Here is a 22,796-nt window from a genome sequence, read left to right on the forward strand (position 1 = left end):
CTTTGCGCGGATGCCCGTTGCAGGCATCCGACAAGAGGTGTGTGAGATGAAAAGGTATCGGCAATAATGTTTGAGGAAGCATTGTTACGACGCCACTAATTTACGTCGGCAACCCTGATCAAAAAATACCTACATATGGGTGTTTTTGAAATTTACAGCCCTTATCAGCCCTGCTGCATCAATTTTATGGTCAACTCTACAGTTGATGAAGTGTCTGTCTTTTTCAGTAAGTTCTTACGGTGACCATCCACCGTTTGCTTAGCGATGAACAATTCTTTAGCTATCTGCGCGCTGGTCTTGCCTTGCATCAGCCGCTCTAACACCTGGCGTTCACGTTTTGTAAATATGCTTTTCTGTGGAATGACAGCAACCTTGCTCTCGGTTACGTTGTAGTAACTTGGTTCGCCATCCATGCCAATGAAGGATAGAGATGAGCCTACAGGTTTATTCAAGTGGGTAATATCGGTATGTACCCCCATCACACGGATCACGGCTCCATTATCATCACTTTGTATGGTTACTACTTGTTGCAGAATGCGAATGTAGCTCCCGTCCTTTCGCCTCATACGGTAGTCATAACTGACCTTATACTTCAGCACTTTGTCAGGCGGTAACTCGTTAAAGAACTTGGTCACCCGATCCTCAAAATCGTAAAAGTAGGGCAGATCTTGGGGGTGGATGATGGTTAGTAAATACTCGATCGTGAATTCTTCAGGTGTATCTATACCTAACACTTGCCTTACCGACTGGCTGACATATTCCATTTCGGCATTAGCGCAATTAAAAATATAGTAATAATGATCGCCGACATGGAAGATGTTGAGCAGCTTTTTATGTACCTCTAACTCGAAAGTGAAATTATTGTCGTTAGTGTATCTGGCAATTTCGTACCACTTCTTTTTAAAGTCGTCAAATTTAATAATGGTCATAGGCTGAGTTGAGGATAACCTTAGCAATATAGCCTAAATAAGCCGTATTCACCGTTTTTTGCGATGTAATTTGGTAAATGTCCGAAACAAACAAAACCCTGCCCGGATAACTGGCAGGGTTTCACTTATTAACTATTAAGCATCAATACTAAAATATACCGATGTAGTGGTTACCTGTCTTGTTAACCAGCTTAGCGCCTTTGGTCAATACACCTGTACGGGTGTTAATGATGTAGATATTACCATCTTTACCTGTAGGGGTTACGGTTACATACACTTCTTCGCCGTTCAGTACAAAGCCTTGGTATTGGCCAAAGCTGAGATCAGGATCTTCGGGGATAGCGATCTTGGTAGCAGTTTTGGTGTTCAGGTTAACCAAAGCTAAGTAACCACCCGCGTTGTTCACGCTGTAAGCCACAACACCTACGCCATTGCCTGCATATCTCCAGGCCTCTACGTAAGTACCGGTCACGCCTAAAGCAGCGTCAAGACTGAACACATAAGAGTTATCATACTGGTTGTTCTGGTCGATCTTTAAGATGTGCGAACCTAAAACACCATTTTGTGTAGCCTGGTAAATGTTACCGTCATCGGCTAAGAAAGCGTTAAAGCTACGGTAACCGTTGGTGTTGCCCTGGCTAACGGTAGAGCTGATCAGTGTAGGGTTTTTCAATGATGGGTAATCTACAACCAATGATTTTGCCGGGATCTTAGCAGTGCTGGCGTTATCAGCAAGGCCGGTAGCCGGGTCGTGCTTGCTCTTTGAGACACCAATGATCAGTTTATTGCCAGCTTTGTTTAGTACAGGTCCGTCTAAACGGCCAATGTAAAAGCCTTGTGCTTCTTCTGCCGGCAACAAAGGGATCTGGTATTGCTCGTAGGTTTTAATAGCAGCTGCCTCCAGGTTAAGTGACAATACGGTAGATGTACCGCGGGAGTGTTGGTAAACACTATTGGTACGGGTAACAACTACGTTAGATACGTTAACTGCGATACCGGTCTTGTCGCTATCAAATAATTTTAACCAACGTGGCGAAGTGGTCGCGTAGCTTGAGATATTTACTTTATCGCTCAGCTCCGTATAGTTACCACCGCCATCTACACGGTATTTAGAGAACTCGCCGCCATTAGCGCCGGTGTAGGCAATGTTGAATAATACGCTACCATCTAAAGATGATTGCAAACGCGCGGTACGTTGCGAGCGCACACTGAAACCATTATCATAAACGCTGATAGACTTATTTGGGTCCCTGGCGTCTTTTGCACTCACCGAATATACCACGGTACCACCGTTACCATCGCCGGGGTTGGTACCTACTAAGGCACCCGCTAAAGTAACCCAACGGTCCTGATCACCCAGATTCTCGGTAGGTGGGGCAACTGTTTCTGTTTTTTTAGAACAACCGGTCAAAGATACGGTGGTCGCTACGGCGCCCATCATCAGCAGTTGTAAGAATTGTTTTTTCATATTAGCTATTATTAGATCTTAAAAATTATTGATTAAGTAGTTCAATTTGATGTAGAAGGCACGGCCCGGTTTTTGAGCGGCAAAATTGTCGTAAGCTTCGGCGTTAAAAATGTTCTTGGCATCAAAGCTGATCACTACGCGCTGGTTGGCCATACGGTAGCTGGCACCGGCATCCTGAACAAATTGGCGCGGCGTTATATTGAAATCATCAAAGCGGCCATAGTCCTGGAAAATGGTACGGAAAGGGCCAACGTGGCCAAAGTTGTAATACACGTTAAGCACCGACCTTTTTTGCAGCAGATCATTAAAACGATACTGCACATTGGCGTTGCTGATAAAGGTAGGCTCGTTAGGTATTTGCACACCATCTCTGGCAGGTAACCTTGAATCTACCAATGGCGACTGTAATCGTGTAGTATTCAGAATAACGTTCAGGTTGCGATGGATATAATTGACCTCGGCCTCGAAACCTGTGGTGCGCACTCCGTTAAGGTTGCCAAAGCTGGTTGTTTCTAACATGCTCACGTTACGCTCGGCGGCCAACTGCACTACCTTATCTTTAGTGTTTCTTAAAAAGACCGCACTCGAAACGGATAAGCTATGGTTATTGAGTTTGAACGGCCCGCCGCGGAAGCCGACGTTATAGTTGTCGCTAAACTCAGGACGGATGGTTACGTTAGGCAGTAAGTTATCGGCCTGGTTACCAAATATCTCCGACTCGCCCGGCATCCGAACCGCCCGCTCCGCCGACGCTAATAACACAAAGTTTTTTACCACCGCGAAAGATGTTGCCAAACCGTAACCAACAGCACTGCGGTTATCGGTAGTAATGCGCTCTACACGGGTTGGCTGACCGCCCACATTTTGTTGTGTCGGGTCGGTACGGTCTATCTTTTGCTGGTAGTGTTTGGCAAACAGGTTAGTGGTCAAGCGGCCATTAAAGGTTTCGGCCTCGTAATTAAATGAGGTTACGTTCTTGGTCAGATCGCTGGTGGCCAGATAGCTTTGGTCAAGTATGTTCTTTAAGATGTCAAAGTCCTGACGGTCCACAATGTAATACATGTGATTAAGCACCAACTTGTGGTTACGGACAATGTTATAACTCAAGCTTGATCGCAGGGTAGTGATCTGCCTGTCGATCGTATTCATGGTAGGTGCGCCTTGCTGCGCGCCTGTCAATGAGCGTAGCGGGAAGCCGGTAATACCGATAACTCTTTGCCCATCCCAATTGTAGCGGTAACTTACCGTATCTTCTATATATTGCTTGCGCTGGCTGTATACCCCGTTAAAGTTAAAGTTAAGGCCCTTTATAAAAAGGTCATTCTTGCGGTATTCCAAACCTACAATGTTGGCGTTAGACCGGGTAAAGCGGCCCATGTAAGGGCGGCTCATATATTGGCCGTGCATCACTTCATCGTAAACATGCGAGTAGTTGTAATTCACCATTAAGGCATCGGCCCATTTTACACCATTAAAGCCCGCCTCGGCGCGGCCGCCGTAAGATCGGTAAGCATCGTTAAAACGTTTGCCGCGCGCCGGGGTCATTTGGCCGTTGGGTTGCTCGTTGCGTACAAACTTGCTCCAAACCTCGTAATCGTTGTCCGAATAAGTGTAGAAACCTGATCCGCGGAAGGTAAAGCCGGTCTTAGCATCACGGTAGCTGCCGCCAATATCGCCCTGTTGGGTATTAAAAGAACCGTATGACGCAGACGCTACCAAACTATTGCGGATGCCACCTTTTCTAAGGATAACGTTGATACCACCACCCAAAAAGTCGCCGGAAAGATGTGCCGGAAGCACGCCTTTGTAGATCTCTATCCGTTCAATCATTGCAGGCGGAATATTATTCAGGTTAAATGATGAGCCGTAAGTAGATATCTCTATACCGTCAATGAATACCCCGATGGCCCTGCCCGACATACCGTTCAGATTATAATCAGCGTCGGAACCGATGCCCCCGCTCTGGCGTACTTTTACGCCAACGGTACGGTTCAATAACTCGTTAGTTTGCAGGTTGCGCAGCGATGCTTCTTTGGTATCGATAACGTTGACCGCAAAGCCCGATGTTTCAATGCGTGCCTTTTCTGTTTTACCCTGTACCAATACCTGGTTCAGTTCTTTGGCTGATGCTGCTTCGACTTTAACATTTACCGTTTGGCTTGCACCGCTTACCTTAACGGTGAGTGTTTCGGTTTTTACGCCTATCGAGGTTACCACTAAAGTGTACCGCCCGTAGGCTACGCCGGTAATCTCATATCTGCCGTCGTTTTTAGTGACGGCACTCTTATTGATCTCTTTTAAAGTAACTGTCGCGAAAGGTATAGGCTCTCCTTTTTTATCGGTTACCCTACCCGAAAGGCTGCCTGTTTGAGCAAAAACGGCTGTTGTTACGCAGGCGAAAATTAGAGAAAGTAAAAAATGCTTCATTTAGATGTAATTTTTAAACCGACATTCTTTATAATCAGTCTAAATAAGAATAAATTCGCTGCAAAAGTATTAGTTGCATATGACGCATTCGGGAGAACTAACGACGCTTAACGGAGTATTACCGCAAGAAACGGACAGCGTGTTCGGGTTTAACCGTGCCATTGCCATGAGTTATGCTATGAATGCCAAAGACGGCTCGGTGCAAATAAGCATGAGCCACCCCGATGAACGGCAAACCGACGTTTATCAAATGATATTTGTACTGAAGGGAAAGTTGCGACTGCAACGCCCCGGACAAACCGGCAGTTTGGGTAAGATCGACGCCTATCAGCATAACCTTTTCCGCACCAAGTTAAAGTCGACCTGCTTAAAAATGAGTAGTATTACTGACGATGTGATCTGCATTAATCTCAGCGGATCTTTCCTTAAAAGATATCTGCCTATTGGTCACCCAGCCAACCAGCGTTTGACGCACTTGGAGACAACGCTCGCACCTACTCTATCAGCCGCTAATATGCCCATAACACCCGAGATAGCTGCCATACTGCAAAGCTTAGGCAACTCGCAACATGGCGGCTTTTGCGACCAGTTGCTTCTGGAATCTAAAGTGATAGAATTACTGGCTTTGCAGCTATCTATATTCGAGCAATTAAGGTCGACGGTCCCATCCTACCTACCCGAAAACGAGGTTGCCGAACGGATGCATAAAGTAAAAGATATCCTGATAGATCATACCGGCAGCCAGCTATCGTTACGGGATCTGGCCCATATGGTTTTCAGTAACGAGTTTAATCTGAAACGGGATTTTAAAGCTGTGTTCGGCAATACCGTTTACGGCTATCTTAAAGATCATAAAATGGAGCAAGCCAAGACCATGCTCATCGGTAATAACATCACTATAGACGAGGTTTCTAAAAAGTTGGGCTATAAACACGCCACCCACTTTACCAGCGCGTTCAAAAAGCACTTTGGGTACCTGCCTAATAAAATACGCGGCGGTAAACTGACCTAATTCTAATAAGGTCGGGGTAAGTTAATTACTACCGTTTATTTTCCTTTAACTATGCAGGCTCATTTTAACTGCTTACATTTAAGCGGCCTATAATTTTTCGGCATCCCGATCGTAATAGGTGTTAAACTAATTCCACGGTCAGTTGTTGACCCATCTATCAGCTTAAACAGCATGAGCAAAGTATTTACAATAGCCGAAGGTTTAGAAAACATGGGCGCGCTCCGAACGGGCGGCCAGGGGTCTGTATATAAAGGTCGCCGTATGGGGCCGATCATTAGCGCGGTCAAGATCCTGCCTACCCCTATCCACTCCGAAAGCACTGAAGATAAGAACTATCGGGCTTTTTTGAACGAGGTTGAAAAGCTTAAAAAGGTGAACGAGATACCTAACCCCAACGTGGTAAAGATCTTGAACTCCGGCATCACCGAAAGCGGATCCTTCCCGTTCATCGAGATGGAATACATTGATGGTCCGGATCTGGGTGAACTCCTAACCGACCAAAAGATATTCACCATTAAAGAAGTGATCAAAGTAGCTGACCAGCTGTCTTGCGCCCTCTCCCATTGCCATAAAGTAGCTGTTAAACACGGCGATATCAAGAGCAATAATATCAAATTCAACATCCATACGGGCAATTATATGTTGCTGGATTTTGGGCTGTCCATCATGTCCGACGAACAGCGGCGCACCAGCATGCGCCATGCGGGAGCAATAGAGTTTATGGCCCCCGAGCAGAACGAAGGCCAGATGCTTTTCCAGACCGATGTTTACAGCTACGGCATTATCCTTTATGAATTACTGACCGGGCAAGTTCCGTTCCCTTTGAAGGATAATGGCGAAACCGCCCGCAACACGGTGATGGTCGCCCACATGGAAGCCCCCGTGCCGGATATTCTGCAACTACGCAATGAGAACCTGCCCGAAGACTGGACCGCTAAACAAAAACGTACCGAAACGGCTGTGCCCGCCTGGCTAACAGCGCTGATCTACAAATGCCTGGAAAAATCGCCCGAAAAACGTTTCACTAACGGCATGGAACTACACGATGTGGTTGCCGACAGCCGCATAGCGGATGTAGTGGTGGAAGAAGTGAAGAAAGCCATACCAATTGCTGAGCAGCGAGGAGAGGTATTTGTTGATCCTGTTACTCAAGCCCCAAACAGCGATAACAGCAACATGCTGATATCTAAAACGGTGTTTGCCTGTTTGATGATATTGCTGGCCGGCTTTATGGGATTTAGCACTTATGTGCTTTTTAAAGACAGGACCGCCAAGCCCAACACCGCTTTACAACGAGAGCGCGATTCGGTACCATATATTGATACTACGGCTGTTAACCAAGCATATCGTCGCGGGTATTATTCCGGTAAAAAAAGCATATCAGATTCGGTAGCGAAAGCCAAGATCACGGAAGACATTTATAATAATGGAGGTGAAGGCACAGATAGCGCAGCAACCGATACAACAAATAATAGGCAGCCTAACTTTTAGGTGCCCAGTTTAACTATTACTATAAGATCGTTCAGCCGAAACATCCCGCCGATGTTGCATGTTAATTTAGCTGATCTTTATACATCCGCCCTACAAACAAATGGATAAACAACCTTCTATATGGCAACGCATGGGTATCCAGGACTGGTTTTTGACCAGCGAGAAGACCACCAATGCAAAAAAGCCACAAAGCCTTACGCCCGATGACGTTTACAACTACGTCATCGCCAAATTCAATGATTCCGTTCGCGAACTTTCTTTTGCTGGTCGTGTGGTATTTTATCACGAATATATCATCAGCTTTAACCCCGAGGATTACCAGGAATTCATGAATAACAAACAAGGCATATTCGGCCTGATCGTGAATGAGACAGTGAAGAAGTTCTACGAGCAATTAAAGCAATATCGTTTGGCGGGTAAAACGGTGGTACCATCCAGCTCTAAATGGGTGTTCCGTTTGGTTTCCCATCCGGATTATGCCCGTGGAGATATCGGCTTTATTGGCAAACTGCTGCCCGGTAATTCTGTTAAAAAAGAGGAGAACCTGCGTGTGACATTTATCCCCCGCCAAACGGGTATAGCCCAGACTTTTGATGTGAGCCAGGATGTGTTAAAGGGCTTTAACTACTACAGCGAAGGTTATTACGAACTTCCGTACGAGGAAGATCTTGAACCGGACCAAACCGCCCCTGTGAATGATAAAAAGAAAGTACTGGCCCGTTTTGAGACCATTTTGCCCGAAAAGCAATTTGCAGGCAAGAAAGTAGAATACCTGATGAAGGACGACGAAATCATCGTCTCGGGTAACGAAGAGGAGCGCGAGGGCGGTAATATATTTAAGATCCCAACTGAGTGGGTCAACTCTCCACATTTGCAGATCAGATATAATAAGTCTGACGGAAAATTCTATTTGGCATCATTTGGGGAGCGTACCATTTTGAACGAGAATGATGTGGAGCGTAGCGATGTGAATGCCCCCGCGTGGGTGGAATTACCGGTAAACTCGCGCATATTGTTGAACGGAATTGTAGGCGTTAACATATTTAAGTCGTAAGCCTATGTCGCAGATACTATCCGCAGCTTTACTGATCATTGTAGTGGCCCTGCTGGTCACCCATTTTTACGACATCAAAAATTCGCGCAACACCAATGGCTGAGCAATATTACGGACTGACCGACCCCGGAAAACAACGCGACAATAACGAGGACGCCTTTATTGCCCAAACAACTGTGAACGGGCGTTTTGTGATCGCCTGTGTAATTGACGGCGTTGGTGGTTACTCGGGCGGCGAGGTTGCTGCCGCGCTTGCCCGCGAGGCGATCTTGAAACGCCTGGAACGCCCGGCCGGAGAAGTGATCCCTATCCTTTTGGATTGCTTTAACCTGGCTAACCAAAAGATACTGGCTGCTAAGAAAGAGAATAGTAAGCATGACAGCATGGCATGTGTAGCTACCCTTGCACTTGTAGATCTGGAACGTAATCAATTCCACTATGTGCATGTTGGTGATACCCGTTTGTATTTGCTACGCGATGATTCTTTAGTGAAGATCACGCACGACCAATCCTTTGTAGGTTTCTTAGAAGAATCGGGCCGTCTGACCGAGGAGGCAGCCATGGCCCACCCCAAACGTAACGAGATCAACAAAGCCCTTGGATTTGAGACCACCTTGCTAAAAGACGATGATTATATAGAGACAGGCCACTCCCCATTTTTACCAGGCGATGTGCTATTGCTTTGCAGCGATGGTTTGACCGATATGGCTACCAAGATAGAGATAACCGATATCCTTACCGGCAAAGGCTCTTTAGCGCAAAAATGCGAGAACCTGATCACGGTAGCGAATGCCAACGGCGGTAAGGATAATGTCACGGCCGTATTGGTAAGCAACGACAAGCAAGCCACCAATTACGACGCGACCAAACCCATTGCTACGCAAAAAAAAACTGAGTTAGATATTACCATCCCACCGCCTACGCCCACAAAGGTAAATGAGTTGACCTCAGCGGAAATTCCTGCAAAAAAACGGTCAGCTTGGCCTTGGGTAGTGGTGATCATTATTGTGTTGATAGCCGCCGCGGGTGGATGGCAATACCTTAAGCATCAACAAGCCGATACACCTATGGCTAACAATGCCAATACCGATACTTTAGCGGCATCGACGCCAAAACCAGTAGACTCGATCGAGACCAACTTACAAACAATGATCGACAGTTTAAAAGGCAACGTACTGTTACTGACCGACAGCCTTTATCCGAAACCGATCAAGATCGATAAAGCTATACGGATAGATAAGGATAGTCTTTTTATTAAAACCAAAGGCCACATCACCCTTGTAGGTGATAGCGCTTATAACGGAGCAGCGATAGAGCTATCCACTAAAGCCAAAATGATATTTATCGACAGCATGACCATCAAGGGCTTCAAAACGGGGATCATCAATTATAACAACGCCTTGACGTTAAAACGTGTAAGTTTTGCAGACTGCGTTGTACCTGTACAAAATGAGGTAAGTGTGCCTAACAATAAACCGGTCAGCGGGCCAGCCACTTCTTTAAAAGTGGATACCGTAACTGTTAAACCTAAACCGAGCAATGGAGCAACAGGAAAACGTTAAACCTACAGGCCGCGGTAAAGAGCGGTTGTTCTTGTTATTGATAGCGCTGGTGCTGGGTGCATTATTCTATCGCTTGTACACCATGGAGCAGGCCAACTTTACCGAGGTAGACAACCGCCTTGCTGATGGCAGCATGATGAACCTGAACGCGCCAAAGCCTGCTCAAAATTTGCGCAGGTTGCTGGAGAAAGGTTATTATTTTGATGATAAGCAGGACATCCGACTGATCGAACAGACGGTAGCCGATCGTATAGCCCAGGCTGGCGATATAGATAACATTGGCGAGCTGAATAAACGCATCTTTTATATTGAAGCTGACCAGGCCTTGAACAATGGCGGCAGATCTTTTAAGGACCGGGTGTTGGTTTCACGTTCACTATTAGGCTTTACCGGCGATGACTCATTACGGTTTCAGCAAGAACTATCCCGCCCTCCTGCTCTGCCATCAGTTACCGATGCCGGCATGGATGGCAAAAGCATATCGGGGATAGTGACCGAAAAAGGCCAGCCTGTCTCAGGCGTATTAGTTCGCCTGCAAATGACCATCCCGCAGGATAGCACTTATACCGACGAAGAAGCTGATCTGGTGAAGATCCGTAAGCAACGTAGCGAGGGCGTCATCAAGAGCTTCATTAAGGACGCCAACAAACAAGAGCACCTTGTCGCCCTAAAAGCGTTTGCCCGTACGGATGGGCAGGGGCAATACACCTTCAAGAACCTGCCTTTAGATAAAGCGTTCGAGATCTTGCCAATGCAACCGAACTTCCAATTTGGCAGATCTTTAGGTACCGAGAACTTGGACAAGGATAGATCCTTCAACTTCAACCGTACACCGCATACCATCCGGATGCTGTCGACCAAAGACTTCAACATCCTTAAAAAAGAGCGATCACTCATTGTACGTACCCCGGCCGAGTTCAATACCTCGTTCTGGGTCATCGTGGCGGTTTTCTTTAGCTGCTTCGCGGTGCTGCATTTAGTGTTGAGCTGGAAATTCAATTCGGCCGATCAGCTGATCTTGCCGCTGATCATGGTGCTAACAGGGCTGTCGTTCCTGACGCTGCTAAGTTTACAAGACCCGCTTCGCGACCGCTTCCTGGCTAAAGACTCACTTACCTATCTGGTGATGGGTAGCGTAGTGGTGATCGTGATGATGCTATTCAATTTGCGCCGCTTCACGGTCGACTCTAACTTATACCGTTTACTGATATTTAAAAATAACCATAAGGCAGCCAATGGCTGGCCATGGATAGTTATCGCTATAGGGCTTTTATCGTTGACCATCCTATTCGGTTCAGGACCGGAAGGCAGCGGTGTTAAGGTGAACCTATTCGGTTTCCAGCCAAGCGAGATCGTGAAATATCTGGTTATCATTTTCCTGGCGGGATTTTTCACCATGAACGAGAAGTTCATCAGCGAATATGCCAGCTTTAAAAAGCGGTCGTCGTTCTTCGCCTTTGCGGTCTTATCTACAGCGACGGCATTGTTTCTTTTCCTAATGCTGGGAGACTTGGGTCCGGCCATGGTGATCTGCTTTACATTCATCATCCTATTCTCGTTCTCTCGCGGCGATTTTATGTTCATGGCATTAGCCGTAGTATTTTATGTGCTGGTGACTTGGATATTCGGAAATATTTGGCTGTCGGCCTTGTTAACGGTGGTATTACTGGTAGCCACCACGCTCATCAAACGTAAGCAAATGAGCGAGTCGGCCATTATGGCGCTTATTATCATTGCCGGATTTTTGACAATTGATAAAATACCTGGACTTGATAAACTCATCCCCGGCCCGGTGCAACGCTTAGTAGACCGTAAAGCCATTTGGCAAGACGCGTGGGATAACGAAGTTTATGGTGGTGATCAGGTTGCCAATGGTCTCTGGGCCATGGCTGGCGGCGGCATGACCGGTCAGGGTGTAGGCGAAGGCTTTGCCAAGACCATCCCAGAGGCGCACACCGATATGATCTTGCCATCCATCGGGGAAGAATTTGGGTGGACGGGTATCGCCTGCATATTTGTGATATTCCTTTTGTATCTGCACCGGTCTATAATTATCGGTCGGCAAACCGGGACACCATTTTTATTTTACCTCTGTGCAGGGATAGGTGTATGCACGTTTGTGCAGTTCCTGCTTATTGCAGGGGGATCCACCGGGGCATTGCCACTGTCCGGGGTATCCTTACCGTTCGAAAGTTATGGGGGGTCGTCTCTTGTGGCTAACTTTTTAGCAGCTGGCTTCTTGCTTTCAGCATCCCGGGTTAAAGGGACACCTGTCCAGATGTCTTACATTACCAAACAGCAAGATCATAATTTGGTGCCTGCGCTAATGATGGCTTGTATCGGTGTGGTGTTGCTTACCGTAAATGTATCCAGATATTCATTCGATAATAAAAAATGGATAATTAAACCGTCCTTAGTGGCCGACCGTAGTGGTGCTCGCATGTTCAGCTATAATCCGCGGATCAATATCCTAATGAACAAATTGCAGGCGGGTACTTTGTTCGACCGTGACGGACGGATATTAGCCACCAGCGATCCCCAACTGATAAAAAAACAACGGCGGATGCTGGATAGCTCAGGCTTAAAGGGCTATGATCTTGACTCGGCGATGCACAAACGGCTTACCCGTTACTATCCGTTTGAAGAGCAGATGTTCTTCTGGACGGGCGATGCCAACACCGGCGTATTTACCGGCGGCACCAACGGTTACTTTGCCGAGTACGAACATGCTGCCGAATTGCGCGGCTTTAAAATGCCGATTGCTAATTTCAACACCCATGCAAACCGCTTTCAGGAAGATAGATTCCTGCCGAGAGGTGTAAAAGAAATGTCGGTAGGTAAGAAAGATTATGGCGCTATTGCAGACCTGCTGATAGCGGGCATCAATAGTAACGAAGTTACCCAATTTAAAAAGCGTAACCGCGATGTGAAGTTGGCTGTGGATGCCGACCTGCAGACCAAGATCCAACAAGCGTTAGCATCAGATACATCCTTACTGGATAACCGCGTGTCGGTGGTAGTGATGCAAGCGCATAGCGGCGATGTATTGGCGTCGGCCGTGTATCCGCTCCCTCCTATTCACAGTTGGGAACAACTGACCATGCCGGTGAACGAGCAAAATAAGCTGTCGCAATGGATGACCACCAGCGATCTTGGCTTTACTTATGCCACGCAGCCGGGATCTACAGCCAAACTGGTCACTACTATGGCCTCTTTCAACAAGTTGGGGATGGCAGCAGCGGATGTTACCTACAACGTATCCATGGCCGAGCGTATACGCACCAAGGGTATCGAGCCTGACGAAACGGGTAGGATAACGCTTGAAAATGCCGTGGCCAAATCAAACAATGTGTACTTTATTAAGTTAGCTAATCAGCAGCATTTGCAGGAGGATATGGGAACGCTTTACCTGAAGACAGGTATGTTTTTGCACGGCGTGGGCGGATACTTTTACAACAAACCGACCGAGAACGCCGAACAGGAAAACAAGTGGCGCGAACTATGGCGCAAAACCGAGTTCAATACCAAGCCACGCTATGACCCTAACCGCATACGTCGCACACGGGCCAAAGGTATTTCGGGCATGGCTTGGGGACAAGGCGAGCTGATCGCCACCCCGGCCGCCGTAGCGCGATTGGCTGCCGGGATAGCCAACAACGGATCTTTAGTGGCTAACCGCTATGTGCTTAAAGTGAGCGATACGCTGCAGCCCATCAAGGCCAGCATCAAGTTAGCGAATGATCAGCGCTATGCCGAGTTGGTTAAACAATACATGATCAAGCAAAGCGCGCCTAAAGAATGGATCCTGAACCTGAAAGTGGCCGGCAAGACCGGCACACCGGAGCGGATCTGGAAGATGGAAGGTATTAACGATGGCTGGTATGTATTTTTTGCGCCAATGGCTAAGGGTAGCGATAATGTAGTGGTCTGTATTCGTATCGAGTCGACCAAAGGTTCATCAGATGCGGTGCATTTGGCCGGTAACCATATCATTCCCTTGCTGAAGAAAAAGGGATACATCAAAAGTATAGTACCGCCTAAGGTGGAAAAGAAAGCGGTAGACGAGCCTGAAGTAATTACCGAAGAAGCGGCTATCGAAGAAGAAGTTAACGTTCAACCATAAACAAGCATGTTCAATATATTCGGCCAAAGTAAGGATAAGCCAAATGATGTTAAGGGCGTTAGGGACGCGCTGTTGCGGGCCTTAAAAGAGCACCTGCAAAAAGCCGAAGGCGGCGAGGGGCGCAACATTAAAGGGATCAACCTGTTCATCACCGCACCCACTGCTGATAAGCATTTATACGAGTCGGCCGTTCACCATAACGAACCGGAATTATTCAGGGATGAGATACAGCGCATTGCCGATGACTACGATATAGGCCTTCCCCTTACCTGGGAATTGGAAGTTGTTTTTACCGATGAAGTACCGTCAGAGGCCATCCCTTTAAACGAGGTTGACGCGGCGATATTCATCCGCACCAAAGCCCATGTGATCCAGCGGACAGGCTCGGCTTACATTCGGGTACTGAATGGTAAAGCAGAGCAGAACGAATACACCATAACATCCGAAGACGGCAAACTCAATATCGGTCGCGAGGCTAAGGCCCAGATAGATGGTGGTTTTTACAGGATAAATCAGATCGCTTTCCCAAGCGATACGGGTAATGATGCCAATCGTTATATCAGTCGCCAACACGCCCACATCGAATGGAATAATGATAAAGGCTGCTTTATGCTTTTTGCCGATGAGGGCGGCATCCCGCCGGGAAATAAAGTAAAGGTGCGTATAGCAGCTAACGAGACGCTTATCAAACTGCATTCCAGCCTGATCGGGCATCAGCTGGCCGAAGGTGACCAGATCATTTTAGGCGAGACAGCCGTTATAGAATTTAGCTACAAAGGGGGAATAATTAATGGCTAAAGTGTTCACCATAACCGAAGGACTGGAGAACATGGGCGCGCTACGCACCGGTGGACAGGGGTCGGTGTATAAAGGCCGCAGGCTTGGTCATATCTATAGCGCCGTGAAATTGTTGCCTACGCCTATCTCCATAGAGGACATTGCCGATAAGAACTACCGCAATTTTATAAACGAAGTAGAGAAGCTAAAGAAAGTGAACGAGGTGTCTAACCCTAATGTGGTTAAGATCCTCAGCTCAGGCGTTACCGAAAGTGGTTCTCTTCCGTTCATAGAGATGGAATACATCGAGGGGCCGGATCTGGGCGAACTGCTTGCCCCACCGCATGAGAAGATATTCACCATTAAAGAGACCATCAAACTGGCCGAGCAATTGGCCCATGCCCTCGCCCATTGCCATAGCCGTGGCGTGCGCCATGGCGATATTAAAAGCAATAACGTTAAGTACAACATCCATAGCGGCAATTATGTGTTGCTGGACTTTGGTTTGTCCATCATGTCCGACGAACAGCGCCGCAGCAGTATGCGCCATGCCGGGGCGATAGAATTTATGGCTCCCGAGCAGAACCGTGGCGAAATGTTGTTCCAGACGGATATTTACGCCTACGGGGTGATACTATATGAGTTATTAGGCGGGCAAGTGCCTTTTCCGTTACGCGATAGCGGCGAGACGGCGCGCAACGCGGTCATGATATCGCACATGGAAAATGCCGTACCGGATCTTGTAGAACTGCGAAAACAAAACATCCCCACGGACTGGAGAGAGAACCAGAAGCAGCGCGAAGCGCAAATACCTAATTGGTTGCTGACCCTGATCTACAGATGCCTTGAAAAAGTACCCGAGGACCGCTTTGGCAATGGCATTGACCTGCACGAGGCCATCATCCGCAACAGCGTATCGGCCGACCCGACCGATGATAATATCGTTGCCTTAAAAACCGAGAACGAGATACTGCAAATGCAGATAGCACAATATCAGGAAAAGGCGACCGTGGTCAAACAGTCCACCATTGTGCTATCTAAAAACAAATTCGCGATAGCGCTTGGGGTGATGGGGCTATTATTTGTGTTGAGTGTTTATGGTTTGTTTAAAAAAGATGTGGTCTACTATCCGGCAACGCCGCCAAAGAGCAAGTATGTGCCCTTTATGCTGTCATCATATAAACCCCCTGTACGCATACGCAAGGTTAACATCGACAGCATCCGAAGAGCCGAACGTAACAAGATATTAGCGGAACAAGAACGCAAACGTGTAAAGCGCGGAACTTTTTGGGATCGTTTATTTTGATCGGCGATTTTTAAATGCGGCACGTCCGATAAAAACTTATGGCCCTTTCTATTCCGTCGAACTCATCACCGCTAACGATAATGCTGCCATATCACCCACATTCTCGGCCAAGCCGCTTTCTACAATTTTGCAAGCTGCAACCGACTCAAAGTACGCTTCGCGTTCGATAACCTGCATCATGTGTGGTTCAAGCAGTGCTTTGGCCCGCCCGTAAATGCTCCCCATGATGATCAACTCGGGATTAAGCAGATCTATAAAAACGGACAGTGCTTTACCTAATTGCTTGCCGCATATCTTGTAAACCTCCTTCGCGGTCTGGTCGCCCGCATAGGCGGCTTCGGCTACCGTTTTCGCCGTGACCGATGGCAACTCACTAATGCTTTTGCAATAGGCCACCGTTTTGCCGACCTGCAGCATTTCACGCGCTTTGATCTAGGCTAACTGGGCAATACCTCCCCCGCTGCAAAAACCCTCAAAAGATCCGGCTTTACCAAAGCCCACAGGCCCCATATCTGCCAAACGGATGTGCCCCACTTCGCCTGCCAGATCAGAGATCCCTGAATAGAGTTGGCCATTCAAGATCAGCCCTGCCCCCATTCCAGTACCGAACGTTAAGAACATCAAATTATCGTAACCCCGGCCTGCACCGTACTTCCATTCGGCAACGGCACAGGCGTTGGCATCGTTCTGTAAAAGGACAGGACGGCCAAACCGCTCGCGAGCCATTTTTACAATGGGCACATTATCCCATCCCAATAGATTGGGCGGCGACAAGATCAGGCCTCTTCTGCTACTCAGCGGCCCACCACAACTGATACCGATCCCGGTCAAAGCGCCCTTATCGATACCGTTTTGGGCAAGCATACTCTCAGCGGTGGCAAACAAATGTTCGATCATGTCATATACCGGCTTGTCTGTCGGCATAGCCTCTTTATGGGTGATCATGATATTATCATCAGTAAGCTGCCCGAGCAAGACGGCGCACTTAGTACCACCGATATCAAATCCTAATAGCATGTATCAATTATCTTTTAGAGGTTGAACATTGATCGACTTGAACTTAACCCGGCCATGCTTGGCATAAAACCACACCATATCTCCTTTTTGCTCGATAGTGCGGTTAACTATACAACGGCGGCCATCTATGCTCATGTCTATTATATCATTGTTGATGACCAGATCTATCTTCACTGTTTTATCCAGGCCATCAACTGCTTTGATCATCGTATTGCCAAGCGACACGGTCTTATTTTCGGCCGAAAAGGTCGTTTTATAGCCCCTGTCGGCTTTAGGGTCACTTTTTAAATAGAAGCCATATTCCTCATTACGGCCCATAGGTTCTATCTCCATTGTTATGCGGCATCGGGCTGGTATATTCTCTAAATGAGCAGCGCCAACGCCATTGGGCGCATTAATAGTAAGTCCCGATGCATCAGACGTTGCACCCGGATGGGTGATGATCTTGGCCGGTATAACAGGCTGCGTAGCCGGGATCATTTCGGCAGGGAACTTGGTATTCAACGTTCCGTCCGCATCTTGCGTCACCTCGCGGAATAATAAATTACCACCAAAAGTTTCGCCGTTATAGTCCTTATCATCCCTGCGCGAAGGAACCCACGAGCTTGCTATCCGGCGGCCATTTTTAAAGGCGGCAGTCTTGACCACGTTTGACCATGATTCGTTCAGCGCCTGATGTCGTGGCGTTTCCCATGGGCCGTAAGGGTTGCGGGATTTTACATAATAGGTGTCGCTATTGTCGCTATATACCAAATACCACCAACCGTTCCACGAGAAATAGTCAGGACATTCGGGTACAGAAGGTTGCCCGGTCAATATTGGGTCTAATACTTTCCAATCCTTCAGGTCTTTAGATACCATGTGGACCAAAGCGCCGCCTTGATGCGCTAACACAGAGCCCTCCTGCCAACTGGATACCAACAGATGAAATTCGCCGGTCTTTTCGTCTACAAAAACCTTGGGATCGCGAAAATCGCGCTTGCTGTAGCCGGGTGCAGAAGTGTAAAATGGATTAGGTTTCTGCTTTTTAAAATTGATGCCATCCGCACTGATCGCGTAGCTTAATTGCTCGTTTACCCTGCCTTCTTTATCTACCAAACGTGTTGCATAAAAAGCGTAAAATGTGCCTTTATAAAACACTACTGATCCGGTACAAATGGATTTCTCCCATTCCTCATCAATACCTACCACGATCGGGTGCTGTTTCCAATTGATCAGATCGGTGCTGGTGCTTAGTACCCACTGATGGCCACCCAGACCTTTTAAACTGGCGTGGTGAGCCGAATCGAGCAGCCAATAATTGTAAAATGTGCCGTTATGGGCAAAAGGCATCACGTCACCAACATATAGATCGCCTTTGGGCCTAAAGTATTGCAGATTAGTGGTGGCCTGTAAGGTTGGGTCGTACTTTACGCCTATTTGGGCAAAAGTGTAAGTGCCGGTAAGGCAAAGCAGATAAGTGAGGAGTAGCTTTTTCATATGGTAATTAAATGTCTTTAGGTTTGTCGCCGCGTTGCCAGGCGGTCTCTATCTCTTCGAGGGACTTGCCCTTGGTCTCGGGTATATAATAATAGCCCCACCATAAGCCGCCTAAGCAAATGCTATTTGCTGTCAAATTAAACATACTGAGTGCTTAAAAAAAATAAGATCTCAATTTGCAAAAATATAGTCTTAATATCAGTCACCTAAATTTATCCGAAGGCGGTAAACACACCTTACCGCACCATCAACACGATAACCAAACACAATGAAAAGACGTGATTTTGTAAAGACTACCGGACTGACCGCCCTTGGTCTTTCTGTATTGGGAACTCAGGATAGCTTTGCTAACGATAATACTACTCATCTTGAAAGTGATGATCTGTCGCCTTCCGCTAAAGCCGACGAAAATTTCCCTATCAACTTTATAGCCGTAGGCGACTGGGGTCGCAATGGTGAGTACGACCAGCAAGAAGTTGCCAAACAAATGGGGGCATGGGCGCGTAAGAATTCTAATGATTTCATCATAGCCACCGGCGATAATTTTTACCCACGCGGTGTAGTGAGCGAACACGACCCATTGTGGAATTTCTCTTTCGAAAACATTTACACTGCCCACAAACTGCAATGCGATTGGTATGCCGTTTTAGGCAATCACGACTATGGATCTGGCCCCGACGCGCAGGTGCGTTACAGCAAAATAAGTCGCCGCTGGAAAATGCCTGCTTTGTACTACACTAAAGAAGTGAATTTGGGGAATCCCGAAAATGAAAAGGCTCTATTTGTAATGATAGACACCGATCCGATGCTATTTGAGGATAAAAAAGAATACGTCAATAAGCAAATGGCTTGGCTGGAGCACACCCTTGCTAACGCCTCGGCAAAGGTAAAATGGAAGATCGTTGTCGGGCATCACCCTGCTTACACCGTTGGCCCGCGTATTAAGAACTACGACACCTTGACAGCGAGAAAAATGCTTACCGATGTGTTCAACAAGCACAAGGTCGACCTTTATCTTTCAGGTCACGACCATTCCCTGCAACATTTAAAACCGATAGGATTCACCCATCAGTTTATCTCGGGTGCGGGATCAGAACTTACTCCGGTAACTACGGGCATCCCTTACAGCCGCTTTGAGACGTCGGAGAATGGTTTTATGTATTTCTCTGTGATTGCCAATGCCATTAGGGTTAAGGCAATCAATGTTGCGGGCAAAGTAGTTTATGAAACTCAGTTAAGTAAATAACAATATCGTAGTTAAACAAAAGCGTCCCTGATCTTGCTGATCAGGGACGCTTTTGTATCTGAATAGATGTTAATTTAAGCGCCGATCACCGGATCTGTAAACCCATGTTGACCGTTCTCTGCGCGGCCCGCGTAGCGGCGTACAAAATCAGCATGACCGTTTATCGAGATACCCAGATCATACCATTGATGGCTTGCTTTTAAGCTGATCGTTTTCTTCACTTTTTGACCAGCTTTTACAGCGACTTTTTGCGCAGTCTGGTTGTAAGCATGATCGGTGATGGTGATCTGTTGGTCAGTTTTATCAGCGTTAAACAGTTCGATCTCTACGTCGCCATTTTTGACATGGACAAGGGTAACTGCAACCTTTGGGTCGGCTTTACCACCCGCAAACTGCCTGAAGAACCCGTTAGGGCCATTCAGTTTAAGATCGTAAACTCCGTTTGCAAAATTGTTCACCGGCCAGGCGTAGCTGATCTCATCGTTCGCCTTAACAGCAAAGTCCCATACGCGCATTGCTTCAGGCGTATTGGCTCCATCCTGATAAGGGTTATGAGTTGACACATTGAAAGGCGCACCATTACCTTTGCCACTTTTCATGCGGATCTCGAAGCTATCTGCATTTAATTTTCCATTGACCGTCAGATCATAAGGCAATGCGCATGATTGGCGTTGCCCTTTTTCCTGACGGGGAAATGGATCATAGTCTGTTGGTTTCGCATTGATAGTTTTGACGTCCTGCTCAGTCAGCTCTTTATAGTTATGTGGTAGTTCTTTGAATTTGGCGTTATAGATACTTTGTATCGTCTCGTTTCTTTTCAGCGGTGTTGGATAGTTGATCTTTTCGCCATTGTATGGGCGAAAAGCCGATGTCAGGTCACCCGTAACCGTACGTCTCCAATCGCTGATGTTCGTCTCTTTGATATCCTTGCCGGACTTTTTGCTTAGGAAGGTCTCTAAAAATTGCAGGCAAGATGTGTGATCAAATATTTCTGAATTGACCCATCCTCCCCTGCTCCATGGCGACGCGATCACCATCGGCACACGGAAACCTAAGCCAATCGCGCTTTCGCGGCGGCCGCGTTCTTTTTCGGGTAAATGATCGATCTGCGCCTTGGTCACATGCTCTACGCTGGTGTCTATTCCGGCTGAACATTTGCCTGTCTCAGGATTGCTTGTCTGTGGTGGAACGAATGGTGCGATATGGTCAAAGTAACCATCGTTCTCATCGTAGTTCAGGATGAAAATGGTCTTTTTCCAAACCTCGGGGTTCTTGGTCAGGATGTCCATCACTTCCGAGATATACCAGGCACCGTACCATGGCGAGCCCGGGTGATCGGAGAAGTTTGACGGCGCAACCAACCAGCTAACGGTAGGCAATTTATTTTCGTTCACATCTTTGCGGAACTGATGCAGCACGTCGCCTTTAGGTATTTCTACCTCGCGTTTGGTGCCGTTATCATCATACACCAATTTCTCTAACTTATGATAATCAGGGTCGCCCGTATTAGTTACGAAGGCTTTGTTGTGGATGTTCTTTTCAAAATCCGATAAGCTATCGAATTTCTCTTGTGTGAACTCAGCGATCGCTTTCTTAACACCTTCCAATTCGGCTTTTCTGTTGGCAAGATCTTTGGCAACTTTAGGGGTTTGCTCCTGCTTTTCTAATTCCGCTATAGATGCTTCAACTTGTTTCAGGCGCTTAGGCAAATAGTCGCGGTGTGCTTTGTGCAGGCGTACGTTGTATTGCTTGTAAAACTCCAGGTCGTTATCAGTAAAGTTGGCCAACCAATCATCCTCATCTCCTTCAAAACCAACACCGATGCTTAACTCGTTCTGATAGGTCTTCCAGGAAATACCGGCATCTTCCAAACGTTCCGGGAAGGTTTTTCCTTTGATATCGTGATGGTCGATCTCGCCATTGTAAATTTTAGCCGGCGAGTTCTCGTTCTGCTCCGAGCGCACGGTGCCCGACCAATACATGATCCTATTTGGACTTGTGCCTGTTAACGCCGAACAAAAATTTTGGTCACACACCGTGAAAGCATCTGCCAGGGCATAGTAAAATGGGATATCACGACGATCGTAATAACCCATCGTCAACGGCATATGCTTATAATCTTTATTACCTGACTTTTTGGCTTCTAACCAACCATCCATTTTACCTTTATTACGGGCATCTACCTGATTATCCCAGGAGTGCGGCAACGACTGCATCCAGGTTGCTTTTGAGTTTTTAATATCGAGATTAAAAGGCACATAAGTTTTGCCCGCCTTATTGGTCTGCAGCCATACCTTATTCTTATTTGGTAATTGCATAGCGCGAGGGTCATCAAAACCACGCACACCTTGCAGCGTACCGTAGCAATGATCGAACGAGCGATTCTCCTGCATCAGGAAAACAATATGCTCGGCATCCAGATAGGTGCTGCCCTTTTCGGGCTCGATAGCTAAGGCTTTTTGTATCGATTCAGGCATGATAGAGAACAATCCGGCTGCACCGGTCAACAGGGTGGCTTTCTTGATAAACTCGCGGCGTGTATCAGTCATTGATGGTAGATGTTGATGATAAATTTAAGATCAGATATCTCTTGCTAACAGCCCGACCTGTGGGGTCGATCTTATAGTTGACCAAAGATAACTTTGTCGTATTAACTAAAATTTAACGGAGCATTTGTTTGCTATAAATAAAGTACGTTTAGTTCTGCTAAACACGACCTGTAATTTGAGCATAAAATTAAGATGGTTGTCTTTAAAATGGCCGGACAGCGGTACACGAAGATATCATAGTTTACAAAAATTTTCTTAACAATGCCAAGACCGGGCTGATGCGAAAAGCCGAAACAAACATGCTAATAAAATTGGTTATTTCTGAGAATTATTTTTTCTGCAGATTTGTGCAAAAC

Annotated in this window: 14 protein-coding genes and 1 pseudogene; 8 read left to right on the plus strand and 7 right to left on the minus strand. The window is 46.9% G+C overall.

Annotated features, from left to right (window positions below):
- Window positions 1-164: 164 nt before the first annotated feature.
- The 3 genes from IRJ16_RS17605 to IRJ16_RS17615 form a co-directional block, all read right to left on the minus strand.
- A complete protein-coding gene (locus tag IRJ16_RS17605; protein ID WP_194112951.1) occupies window positions 165-929 on the minus strand; it encodes a LuxR C-terminal-related transcriptional regulator in 765 nt (254 codons plus the stop codon).
- 148 nt (window positions 930-1,077) lie between these two features.
- Window positions 1,078-2,397, minus strand: coding sequence for a hypothetical protein (locus tag IRJ16_RS17610; RefSeq protein WP_194112952.1), 1,320 nt, complete (start codon window positions 2,395-2,397; stop codon window positions 1,078-1,080).
- A gap of 18 nt (window positions 2,398-2,415) precedes the next feature.
- Window positions 2,416-4,824, minus strand: a complete 2,409-nt coding sequence (locus IRJ16_RS17615) for a TonB-dependent receptor (protein ID WP_194112953.1) — start codon at window positions 4,822-4,824, stop codon at window positions 2,416-2,418.
- 79 nt (window positions 4,825-4,903) lie between these two features.
- On the opposite strand from IRJ16_RS17615, the gene IRJ16_RS17620 reads away from it, so the two are divergent.
- The 7 genes from IRJ16_RS17620 to IRJ16_RS17650 all read left to right on the plus strand — a co-directional run bounded on the left by IRJ16_RS17620 (window position 4,904) and on the right by IRJ16_RS17650 (window position 16,149).
- Window positions 4,904-5,836 carry a helix-turn-helix domain-containing protein gene (locus IRJ16_RS17620; protein ID WP_194112954.1) on the plus strand — a complete coding sequence of 311 codons (933 nt, stop codon included), beginning with the start codon at window positions 4,904-4,906 and terminating at the stop codon, window positions 5,834-5,836.
- A 171-nt stretch (window positions 5,837-6,007) separates the two neighbouring features.
- Window positions 6,008-7,327: a serine/threonine protein kinase gene (locus tag IRJ16_RS17625; protein WP_194112955.1), complete on the plus strand. Its 1,320-nt coding sequence runs from the start codon at window positions 6,008-6,010 to the stop codon at window positions 7,325-7,327.
- A gap of 100 nt (window positions 7,328-7,427) precedes the next feature.
- Window positions 7,428-8,381 carry a hypothetical protein gene (locus IRJ16_RS17630; RefSeq protein ID WP_194112956.1) on the plus strand — a complete coding sequence of 318 codons (954 nt, stop codon included), beginning with the start codon at window positions 7,428-7,430 and terminating at the stop codon, window positions 8,379-8,381.
- A gap of 95 nt (window positions 8,382-8,476) precedes the next feature.
- Window positions 8,477-9,943: a PP2C family protein-serine/threonine phosphatase gene (locus IRJ16_RS17635; protein ID WP_194112957.1), complete on the plus strand. Its 1,467-nt coding sequence runs from the start codon at window positions 8,477-8,479 to the stop codon at window positions 9,941-9,943.
- Window positions 9,921-14,066, plus strand: a complete 4,146-nt coding sequence (locus IRJ16_RS17640; RefSeq protein ID WP_194112958.1) for an FtsW/RodA/SpoVE family cell cycle protein — start codon at window positions 9,921-9,923, stop codon at window positions 14,064-14,066. The genes IRJ16_RS17635 and IRJ16_RS17640 overlap by 23 nt, the downstream gene beginning before the upstream one ends.
- Window positions 14,067-14,072: 6 nt before the next feature.
- A complete protein-coding gene (locus tag IRJ16_RS17645; RefSeq protein ID WP_194112959.1) occupies window positions 14,073-14,864 on the plus strand; it encodes an FHA domain-containing protein in 792 nt (263 codons plus the stop codon).
- On the plus strand, window positions 14,857-16,149 hold the full coding sequence (locus tag IRJ16_RS17650) for a serine/threonine protein kinase (RefSeq protein WP_194112960.1): 1,293 nt from the start codon (window positions 14,857-14,859) through the stop codon (window positions 16,147-16,149). Before IRJ16_RS17645 ends, IRJ16_RS17650 begins: the two co-directional genes overlap by 8 nt.
- A gap of 48 nt (window positions 16,150-16,197) precedes the next feature.
- Here IRJ16_RS17650 and IRJ16_RS17655 read toward each other — a convergent pair.
- The 3 genes and pseudogenes from IRJ16_RS17655 to IRJ16_RS17665 all read right to left on the minus strand — a co-directional run bounded on the left by IRJ16_RS17655 (window position 16,198) and on the right by IRJ16_RS17665 (window position 18,790).
- Window positions 16,198-17,166, minus strand: a pseudogene (locus IRJ16_RS17655) (ROK family protein).
- 3 nt (window positions 17,167-17,169) lie between these two features.
- The gene (locus IRJ16_RS17660) at window positions 17,170-18,645 is read right to left on the minus strand and encodes a family 43 glycosylhydrolase (protein WP_194112961.1); all 1,476 of its coding nucleotides are present in this window, start codon (window positions 18,643-18,645) and stop codon (window positions 17,170-17,172) included.
- A gap of 7 nt (window positions 18,646-18,652) precedes the next feature.
- A complete protein-coding gene (locus tag IRJ16_RS17665) occupies window positions 18,653-18,790 on the minus strand; it encodes a hypothetical protein (RefSeq protein ID WP_194112962.1) in 138 nt (45 codons plus the stop codon).
- Window positions 18,791-18,913: 123 nt separating this feature from the next.
- Here IRJ16_RS17665 and IRJ16_RS17670 point away from each other — a divergent pair, with 123 nt between their 5' ends.
- Window positions 18,914-19,891 (plus strand): metallophosphoesterase, encoded by a 978-nt coding sequence (locus tag IRJ16_RS17670; protein ID WP_194112963.1) that lies wholly within the window; start codon window positions 18,914-18,916, stop codon window positions 19,889-19,891.
- Window positions 19,892-19,965: 74 nt separating this feature from the next.
- Here IRJ16_RS17670 and IRJ16_RS17675 read toward each other — a convergent pair whose 3' ends face one another.
- The gene (locus IRJ16_RS17675; protein ID WP_194112964.1) at window positions 19,966-22,440 is read right to left on the minus strand and encodes a phosphocholine-specific phospholipase C; all 2,475 of its coding nucleotides are present in this window, start codon (window positions 22,438-22,440) and stop codon (window positions 19,966-19,968) included.
- Window positions 22,441-22,796 lie beyond the last annotated feature (356 nt).

It is taken from the genome of Mucilaginibacter myungsuensis (assembly GCF_015222005.1).
GTDB lineage: Bacteria > Bacteroidota > Bacteroidia > Sphingobacteriales > Sphingobacteriaceae > Mucilaginibacter > Mucilaginibacter myungsuensis.

What these genes read in the sequence shown, in the direction of transcription:
- IRJ16_RS17605 (WP_194112951.1), bottom strand. Translation starts at nt 929, where the DNA reads ATGACCATTATTAAATTTGACGACTTTAAAAAGAAGTGGTACGAAATT.
- IRJ16_RS17610 (WP_194112952.1), bottom strand. Translation starts at nt 2,397, where the DNA reads ATGAAAAAACAATTCTTACAACTGCTGATGATGGGCGCCGTAGCGACC.
- IRJ16_RS17615 (WP_194112953.1), bottom strand. Translation starts at nt 4,824, where the DNA reads ATGAAGCATTTTTTACTTTCTCTAATTTTCGCCTGCGTAACAACAGCC.
- IRJ16_RS17620 (WP_194112954.1), top strand. Translation starts at nt 4,904, where the DNA reads ATGACGCATTCGGGAGAACTAACGACGCTTAACGGAGTATTACCGCAA.
- IRJ16_RS17625 (WP_194112955.1), top strand. Translation starts at nt 6,008, where the DNA reads ATGAGCAAAGTATTTACAATAGCCGAAGGTTTAGAAAACATGGGCGCG.
- IRJ16_RS17630 (WP_194112956.1), top strand. Translation starts at nt 7,428, where the DNA reads ATGGATAAACAACCTTCTATATGGCAACGCATGGGTATCCAGGACTGG.
- IRJ16_RS17635 (WP_194112957.1), top strand. Translation starts at nt 8,477, where the DNA reads ATGGCTGAGCAATATTACGGACTGACCGACCCCGGAAAACAACGCGAC.
- IRJ16_RS17640 (WP_194112958.1), top strand. Translation starts at nt 9,921, where the DNA reads ATGGAGCAACAGGAAAACGTTAAACCTACAGGCCGCGGTAAAGAGCGG.
- IRJ16_RS17645 (WP_194112959.1), top strand. Translation starts at nt 14,073, where the DNA reads ATGTTCAATATATTCGGCCAAAGTAAGGATAAGCCAAATGATGTTAAG.
- IRJ16_RS17650 (WP_194112960.1), top strand. Translation starts at nt 14,857, where the DNA reads ATGGCTAAAGTGTTCACCATAACCGAAGGACTGGAGAACATGGGCGCG.
- IRJ16_RS17660 (WP_194112961.1), bottom strand. Translation starts at nt 18,645, where the DNA reads ATGAAAAAGCTACTCCTCACTTATCTGCTTTGCCTTACCGGCACTTAC.
- IRJ16_RS17665 (WP_194112962.1), bottom strand. Translation starts at nt 18,790, where the DNA reads ATGTTTAATTTGACAGCAAATAGCATTTGCTTAGGCGGCTTATGGTGG.
- IRJ16_RS17670 (WP_194112963.1), top strand. Translation starts at nt 18,914, where the DNA reads ATGAAAAGACGTGATTTTGTAAAGACTACCGGACTGACCGCCCTTGGT.
- IRJ16_RS17675 (WP_194112964.1), bottom strand. Translation starts at nt 22,440, where the DNA reads ATGACTGATACACGCCGCGAGTTTATCAAGAAAGCCACCCTGTTGACC.